Here is a 6465-nt window from a genome sequence, read left to right as displayed (position 1 = left end):
ATTCTTCGCATTACGTTGGCGCAGGCCGTTATTGATTTACATAGCAAATAACCCGACTGGTTTCCCAGTCGGGTTTTCTTTATGCCTTCGCCCCTGTTACAGTCAATTTTCCGTCGGCAGAGGAAATCGATTCCACCCGGCTGAGTTTTCCGGCCAGACTTCGATTTATGCTCGTTTCCAGCTGATTGAACGCATCTGCCCCCACCACTGTATCCGGAATTTCCATCGTCGCCACCTTCAGGCTTTTCGGCACAACTGCAACCGCGCCGCCATCGGCACACAATGTAAGCTCCAGCTGAAGCGGCAGGCTATCCGGCAGCAAATCCAGAACGGAGAGATATGCCGAGGAAATGCTGTCATCCTGCTCCTTTAACAGTGCCGCAGCATCAGACTTATTCACAGAACCGGATAATAGGACTACCCCATTTTCACCGATCTCTGCGGATAAATCGGACACTTCCAGCTGTCCGCCCAGTGCTTCCTCTACAGCCGAAAGAAAAACCTCTTCTCCGAGCACAAGTTCTGTCTGTTCACCGGAATCTCCTTCTGTTTCCTCAGCTGCATGCTCCTGCAACTCTGCCGTGCCGGGATCGTGTTCCGGCAGTGTCCTTCCTACATACAGCCTGCTGAAGGCTGCCACGCCAATTGCCGCACAGATTGCGACAATCAGAGTAATACGGAATTTTTTTACTCCACTCAAATCTGCACCACTCCATTCCCTGTGCACAGCGTATGCGTATGTCCAAAAAAATATACGTACAAAAAAGCTCCACCAGATCATCTGTCCGGTGGAGCTGCTGCATTATCTGATTATTTATCCGGAGTTTCCGTCTTCCAGACCTCCTGGAGCGAGGTTGCAAGCCCTGCAAGTCCCTGGATTTCCGACGGAATGATAATCTTGGTCGCCTTGCCGTCTGCGGCTTTTGCAAATGCCTCCAACGCCTTCAGGCGAATGACCTGGTCATTCGGTGCCGCCTTGTTCAAAAGCTCGAGGGAATCCGCCAGTGCCTTCTGCACAGTCATCAGCGCCTCTGCCTGACCCTGTGCTTCTTTGATCTGTGCTTCGCGCTTTGCATCTGCGCGCAGTACCATAGACTCCTTCTCACCCTGTGCGACAAGAATGGCGGACTGCTTTTGGCCTTCTGCAACAAGGATTGCCTCACGGCGTTCACGCTCCGCCTTCATCTGTTTTTCCATCGATTCCTGAATTGCCTTCGGCGGAATGATGTTTTTCAACTCGACACGGTTGACCTTGATGCCCCATGCATCGGTTGCTTCATCCAGAATGGTGCGCATCTTGGTGTTGATAACATCGCGGGAGGTCAGCGTTTCATCGAGTTCGAGATCTCCAATGATATTTCGCAGTGTCGTCGCGGTCAGGTTTTCAATCGCTGCCATCGGGTTTTCCACGCCATAGGTGAACAGCTTCGGATCGGTAATCTGGAAATAAACAACCGTATCGATCTGCATCGTGACGTTATCCTTCGTGATAACCGGCTGCGGCTCGAAATCAACGACCTGTTCTTTGAGTGTGACCTTGCGCGCAATCTTTTCAATCAGCGGAATTTTAAAATGCAGGCCGGTCTGCCATGTGCCCTGATACGAACCAAGGCGCTCAATGGTGTAGGCTTTTGCCTGCGGGACAATCTTGATGTTGGAAACCAGTACGATGAGCACAATCAGTGCCAAAACAATGATCACAAATACCACGATCCATTACCTCCATTTTCATCACAGTGTTCCACCATTGCCTTTACGCCGGATATTTCCCGCACAACAACGGTTTCTCCTTCTGCAATCTGTTCATTGTGGATACTTCTGGCGGTCCAGATCTGACCCATCAGGCGGATCTGACCCGTGCCATTCCTGTTGTCAATCGCCTGTACCACAACCGCCTCCTGTCCGAGAATGCGGTCTGCATTGGTTCTATCCCGCTGCGGGCGCAGAACCCCGCGCAGCAACGGACGAAGCAGCAACAAAAGCACGAACGACAGGACAAGGAAGATTCCAAACTGTCCCGCCCAGCTCAAACCGGCATTTGCCGCAAGCAGCGCACCGATGGAACCGGCCGCAAACCAGAGTGTGACAAGCTGTGTCGTCACTGCTTCTATTATCAGACAGGCGATGATCACAACCAGCCAGAAACACACCGGTGACACAGTTGAAATCAGCATCACATCGCTCACCCTCCTTCTTTGTTTACTATATCATATCCACACGGCAATGTACACAACAACACCGTAACAAAAAGATGGCAATAAGGTAAAATCTATGAAAAAGCCCGATCTTCATACCGTGGAAGATCGGGTGTCATTTATCATAAGATGAAATATCACGAGATGAAAGGAATACCTGCCCTTGAAAGCATTCAGTGTCACAGCGCCATGCAGGCCTGTCGCTCTTTGTAATATACCGGAGTCAGCCCGCACGCTGCGGCCAGCTGGTATGCCTCTTTCAGATACGCCCCTATGCTGCCGCAGTCGTGTGCGTCCGAACCGATGGTCACAGTACGCCCACCCGACTCAGCAAACCGACAGCACAGCTTACGAAGTGCAGCTACTGCCCGCCCATCTCCAAACTGCCGGGTATTGATTTCAAGTGATTTTCCTTTTGCCGCGAGACATTCCAGTATTCTGTCAAACAGATTTGGAAACTCCTCGTACAGCAGGATAGAATTTTCATATGGCGCGTGTCGGCTGACATAATCGATGTGTGCCAGGGTATCGAAATCATCATAGCTTCTGACATTTTCATACATGGCTTCCAGATATGCCGTATAAGCGCTTTTCCTGTCCGGAAAAAGCTGAAAATACGACGGATCATATAAATCCCTGCCACATACAGCATGAATGGAACCAATCACCATATCAAAGGGATAGGAACAAACCAACGTTTGATTCTTCCCCTCAACAAAGCGCTGCAATCCGATCTCCACACCGAGGAGAAGCGTGTCGCTCCGATGTGGCGCATATGCGGAAAAGTACGCTTCCGGATCAAATTCATATACCTTTGGCTCTGGAAATTCATAATCCATATGTTCCGTCAGCACGACACCGATTCCAGTTTGCCGCACATACTGCTGAACCTCGGCAATTTTCATTCGGCTGTCAGAAGAAAACGGCGTCGTATGCATATGTGTATCGTACATTTCAACTGTCCTTTTCCAGTTCCGCTGCTGTGCGCATATAGTCGTCCCGGATCGTCTGAGGCACAAGGCCTCCGCCGGTTGCCCATACAATCTGCGTGGTATTTGCCATCCGCGAAACAAGCTGATTGTCTTCCAGATAGCGTCTTGTCTCCGATTCTGTATTCATGCACACTGCACCGTGCACGGCCGCACATGCACTCGGTTCCAGAAAGATCCCTTCGGTATCCATCATGTCCTTCATATATCGATACAGCTTTTCATCGGCAACGGTACATGCGCCGCTCAGCATGGTTTTCATTATGCCGCCTACAAAAGCAGATGGTCTTCCCACAGCAAGGCCATCCGCCTGTGTCTCGCCGCTCAGACCGATATCCTGCACTGAAATTTTGTTGTTCAAACCGGTTGCCAGGCCGAGCAGCATGCAGGGTGCCTGTGTCGGCTCAACGAAAAAGCAATGAACATCATCGCCAAACACCTGCTTGAGACCAAAGGTGATGCCGCCCGGTGCGCCGCCGACACCACACGGGATATAGACAAACAACGGATGGTCTTGATCCACAACAATTTCCATCTCATCTAACTGCTGCTTCAGGCGTTTTCCAGCTACGGCATAACCGAGAAACAGATTTCTGGAATTTTCATCGTCTACAAAATAACTCTTGGGGTCTGCATCGGAAAGCATTCTGCCATTCCTGACGGCTTCACTGTAGTCGCCCTCATATTCGCGCACATCGACACCATAGCTCCGCAGCAAATCTTTCTTCCACTGCTTTGCATCGGCAGACATATGGACAACCACATGGTATCCGAGTACTGCACTGATGATACCGATGCTCAGCCCCAGATTGCCGGTAGAACCGACCTGGATGGTATATGCACGAAAAAATGCTTTCTTATCCGGATCTCCCAGCTTCGCATAGCTTTCGCCCGGCTCCAACAGGTGATGCCGCAGGACAAGATCTTCCGTGTGCTTGAGCACCTCATAAATGCCGCCGCGCGCTTTGACAGACCCGGCAATGGCAAGATGACTGTCCTTTTTCAGCAGGAGTTTGCCGGTCTGTACGCTGCCGTATTTCCGGTTCAGGCATGCCTGCATCGCGTCAATCGCCACAAGCGGCGATTCAATCAGACCACCCTGCGGCTGCGTCTCCGGAAAATATGCCTGAATGAGCGGTGCAAACCGAAAAAGCCTCTGTTCCGCGTCATCTATGTCGCTCTGATTCAGCTCACAGCCCTGCATACTCTGTTCCAGACAGCGTTTATCAGGATTGATCCAAACAACCTCCTGTCCCTGTCTGAGTGATTCCAGAACACGAGAGTCCGATATGAGCGTCTCAAAGTTTTCCATGTTTTTTCCTCCATGCAATCAGGGACATAAATTCCTGTATGATTCCGGCGGCTGCAATCGATGTAATCCCGCTGCCGTCAAAAGCCGGGGCGACTTCAACGATATCATAGCCTACAATGTCCAGTTCCTTCAAACCACGAAGAATCTTAAGCGCCTCCCAGGTGGAAAATCCGCCCGGAACCGGCGTTCCGGTACCCGGAGCAAAGGCAGGATCGAGAAAATCGATATCGAACGTGAGGAATACCTTTTTCCCCTCTGTGCGCGCACAAATGCATCGGATCACATCCTCACCGGACATCTCATGCATCTGTGCCGCTGTTATCGATTGGTAGCCGAGCTTTGCGGAATTCTCTGCGTCCTCCGCACCGTACAGCCCCTCCCGTATGCCCAACTGAATGGAATGTGCGGTGTCCACCAGACCTTCCATTGCGGCATGATAGAATGGTGTGCCATGGCTGTAGGGCTTTCCGAAGTATTCGGAAATCGTATCGTAATGCGCATCAAAATGAACCAGTGCAACCGGGCCATACACTTCGCTGCACGCCCGCAGCTCCGGCAGGGTAACACTGTGATCTCCGCCCATGGCAATCGGAATGATGCCCCGCGCAAAAATCTCCTTCATCTCTTTCTGCATCACATCAAACGACTCTTCCACATATCCCGGTACAGAGCCGATATCGCCGTAATCGACACCGGAGCACTGCGCAAAGATGTCAACCTCCAGTTCCGGATGATACGGCTTTGCCGCGAGCGATGACATTTCCCGGATAGAAGCCGGGCCAAAACGCGCGCCTGCGCGATAGGTTGCGCAGGTATCAAACGGAATTCCGAGCACAGCGAAATCAATGTCATCCAGCGTTCTGATATTCTGCATCCGCATGAACGTCTTAACTCCGGCAAATCTTGGGGATTGTAAAGAATTTACTGTTCCGTATTTCATATATTTGTTCTCTTTCATTATAATCTAATACAGTTGTGGTCTGCAACTGCCAGTTTGACCTTATTCCCGTTCTGGAAAAGTGTTTTGCTGCGGAACAGGACATCAACCTTGAGAATGATTCCATTGACCCGGACACGGTACTGCAACACATTGCCCTTCGGCGTGTTGTCGACAATCGTGCCAGTAAAGCAATATTCTTCGTCTGTTTCACCATCGACAAATTGCAGCGTTTCCGGGCGGATGGCAATACCTTCCGGTGCCGTCACACGCTTGCCTGTGACAGCTGCAAACTGCTCTTCCGACAGGATATTATAATTTCCGATAAAGGTAGCGGCAAATTTGCTGACCGGCGCAGTATACATGCCGATCGGATCACTCGACTGCTCAATTTTTCCGTCATGGAACAGATGGATGGTGTCCGACATGACCATCGCCTCATCCTGATCGTGCGTGACAAAGATACTGGTGAGACCCAGCTTTTTATGCACCTCGCGGATGCTCTGCTGGAGTGCCTTTCTCAGCTTGGCATCGATGGCACTGAGCGGCTCGTCCAACAGCAGCACCTTCGGCTGCTGCACAATGCTGCGTGCCAGTGCAACTCTCTGCTGCTGTCCGCCAGACAGACTGACCGGATAGGCCTTCTCCTTCCCGGTCAGCTCGACCATTTCCATGACTTCCTTCACCTTACTGTCGATTTCATCCTGTGGCTTCTTTTTCATTTTCAGACCAAACGCGATATTTTCCTCTACCGTCATGTTTGGGAACAGGCTGTAATGCTGGAACACCATGCCGATGTTTCTATCTTTTGGCTCAAGTCCGGTGATATCCTTGCCGTCCATGATAATCTGTCCGGAGGAAATTTCCTCCAGACCAGACAGACAACGCAGAAGCGTGCTCTTGCCGCAGCCAGACGGTCCCAGCAACGTGACAAACTGCCCCTTTTCGATATTCAAATTCACATTTTTGAGCACGTGATTTTCGCCATAAAATTTATCAATATTCCTGAATTCAATATATGCCATCTGGAAT

7 protein-coding genes are annotated in these 6465 nt (G+C 50.8%); all 7 read right to left on the bottom strand.

Annotated elements, in window-relative coordinates; genetic code table 11:
- Window positions 1–79 precede the first annotated feature (79 nt).
- The gene (locus tag CBW42_RS09545; protein ID WP_087020532.1) at window positions 80–700 is read right to left on the bottom strand and encodes a hypothetical protein; all 621 of its coding nucleotides are present in this window, start codon (window positions 698–700) and stop codon (window positions 80–82) included.
- A gap of 110 nt (window positions 701–810) precedes the next feature.
- Window positions 811–1710: an SPFH domain-containing protein gene (locus CBW42_RS09540; protein ID WP_205703629.1), complete on the bottom strand. Its 900-nt coding sequence runs from the start codon at window positions 1708–1710 to the stop codon at window positions 811–813.
- Window positions 1698–2174: an NfeD family protein gene (locus CBW42_RS09535; protein ID WP_087020525.1), complete on the bottom strand. Its 477-nt coding sequence runs from the start codon at window positions 2172–2174 to the stop codon at window positions 1698–1700. Before CBW42_RS09535 ends, CBW42_RS09540 begins: the two co-directional genes overlap by 13 nt.
- A 200-nt stretch (window positions 2175–2374) precedes the next feature.
- Complete coding sequence (locus CBW42_RS09530) at window positions 2375–3148, bottom strand: histidinol-phosphatase HisJ family protein (RefSeq protein WP_087020522.1); 774 nt, start codon at window positions 3146–3148, stop codon at window positions 2375–2377.
- Between the two features lies 1 nt (window position 3149).
- Window positions 3150–4496, bottom strand: coding sequence for a D-serine ammonia-lyase (locus CBW42_RS09525; RefSeq protein ID WP_087020519.1), 1347 nt, complete (start codon window positions 4494–4496; stop codon window positions 3150–3152).
- Window positions 4483–5370, bottom strand: a complete 888-nt coding sequence (gene speB, locus CBW42_RS09520; protein WP_242969842.1) for an agmatinase — start codon at window positions 5368–5370, stop codon at window positions 4483–4485. Before speB ends, CBW42_RS09525 begins: the two co-directional genes overlap by 14 nt.
- Window positions 5371–5453: 83 nt before the next feature.
- Window positions 5454–6458 carry an ABC transporter ATP-binding protein gene (locus CBW42_RS09515; protein ID WP_087020511.1) on the bottom strand — a complete coding sequence of 335 codons (1005 nt, stop codon included), beginning with the start codon at window positions 6456–6458 and terminating at the stop codon, window positions 5454–5456.
- Between the last annotated feature and the right edge of the window lie 7 nt (window positions 6459–6465).

This window comes from Butyricicoccus porcorum (assembly GCF_002157465.1).
Lineage (GTDB): Bacteria > Bacillota > Clostridia > Oscillospirales > Butyricicoccaceae > Butyricicoccus_A > Butyricicoccus_A porcorum.
Note: the sequence above shows the minus strand (reverse complement) of the source record. Positions and strands in the feature narration are given on the sequence as shown.

What these genes read in the sequence shown, in the direction of transcription:
- speB (WP_242969842.1), bottom strand. Translation starts at nt 5,370, where the DNA reads ATGCAGAATATCAGAACGCTGGATGACATTGATTTCGCTGTGCTCGGA.
- CBW42_RS09525 (WP_087020519.1), bottom strand. Translation starts at nt 4,496, where the DNA reads ATGGAAAACTTTGAGACGCTCATATCGGACTCTCGTGTTCTGGAATCA.
- CBW42_RS09535 (WP_087020525.1), bottom strand. Translation starts at nt 2,174, where the DNA reads ATGCTGATTTCAACTGTGTCACCGGTGTGTTTCTGGCTGGTTGTGATC.
- CBW42_RS09515 (WP_087020511.1), bottom strand. Translation starts at nt 6,458, where the DNA reads ATGGCATATATTGAATTCAGGAATATTGATAAATTTTATGGCGAAAAT.
- CBW42_RS09530 (WP_087020522.1), bottom strand. Translation starts at nt 3,148, where the DNA reads ATGTACGATACACATATGCATACGACGCCGTTTTCTTCTGACAGCCGA.